Origin of the sequence: uncultured Algibacter sp. (assembly GCF_947487605.1) — a bacterium.
Taxonomy (GTDB): Bacteria; Bacteroidota; Bacteroidia; order Flavobacteriales; family Flavobacteriaceae; genus Algibacter_D.
In genome coordinates this window covers 1-989 of record NZ_CANKXK010000049.1, presented here as the reverse complement: position 1 = coordinate 989, position 989 = coordinate 1, and the positions used below count along the sequence as shown (strand labels likewise).

General features: G+C 33.4%; 1 protein-coding gene. It reads left to right on the top strand.

Annotation, left to right across the window (positions count from 1 at the left end):
• Positions 1-92 precede the first annotated feature (92 nt).
• Complete coding sequence (locus Q0739_RS14870) at positions 93-785, top strand: hypothetical protein (RefSeq protein ID WP_298239525.1); 693 nt, start codon at positions 93-95, stop codon at positions 783-785.
• The last annotated feature ends 204 nt before the right edge of the window (positions 786-989 follow it).

Genomic DNA, 989 nt, shown 5'->3' with positions numbered 1-989 from the left:
GTTTTGTTACATCTGATTTTCCTGCGGAAAATCCTCGCACACAAAACCGCACTAATCTTATACATAAACGTTGGCAAACATATAACTGAACAATGAAATTCATCAATCTAATCATAATTTCACTTCTGACTTTTAGTTGTTCAAACGAAAAAGAAATAGCGGAATTTGAAAAGGTTTTGGGGAAAGAAAACAGTGAAACTCTGACTTATCTTGTAAACGACTTTGAGTCTGACTTCCTCAAAAGACAATATCCGAATTTAGATACTAAAAAAGCCTACAAACAATTCCTGACCGAATTATCAAAAGGACAAACCGAATACTGGAAAAAAATATCGGAAAGTAGTCGAGAATATCTTGAGAAAAGTAATTTGAGATTAGAAATTTACAGCGTTCCAGATTCAATTTGGATTGAACGTGACCCTGAAAAACTGACTTTGAGCAATAACAATATTCCGATGTTAAAAATCAATCGGAAATATTTAATGCCAGACGGAACATTTGGATACAGTACATCAGAATCATCTTTTCGGTACAAAGAACCTATCGATGAAGATTCAATTATAGAATCTCGAAAAAATTGGATTGATATAAATTATGTTGGTAGTTATTCGAGAGCATTAAATTCAATATCAAACAAATCGGATTTCCTGATTGACTATCTTGACATACGAGAAGCAGCAGGAACGATTGACCCAAAATTTATTGCTAAACGAATGTTAGAATCAAAAGTCGATTTAAACGACTACTTTATAAAAAGATTAATAATAACAGAAATAGTATATTAAAAAAAATACGTTTGCCAACACCGTGTAAACGCAATAACGGCGGAATTTTCTACCGAAAATTCTCGCCTTTTTATTAACTTGGTGGCGTCAGCGGAAAGTACTCGCGCACTTTCCCGTTACTGACGCTTACACAAACACGTTACAAAAAATAGCTCCGAAAAACTTCGCGCTGATTTTAAGCTGAATAAATTGAATTTGAAATTA

Bases quoted from the DNA above. Each gene is read 5' to 3' on its own strand.
- Q0739_RS14870 (WP_298239525.1), top strand. From the start codon at position 93: ATGAAATTCATCAATCTAATCATAATTTCACTTCTGACTTTTAGTTGT.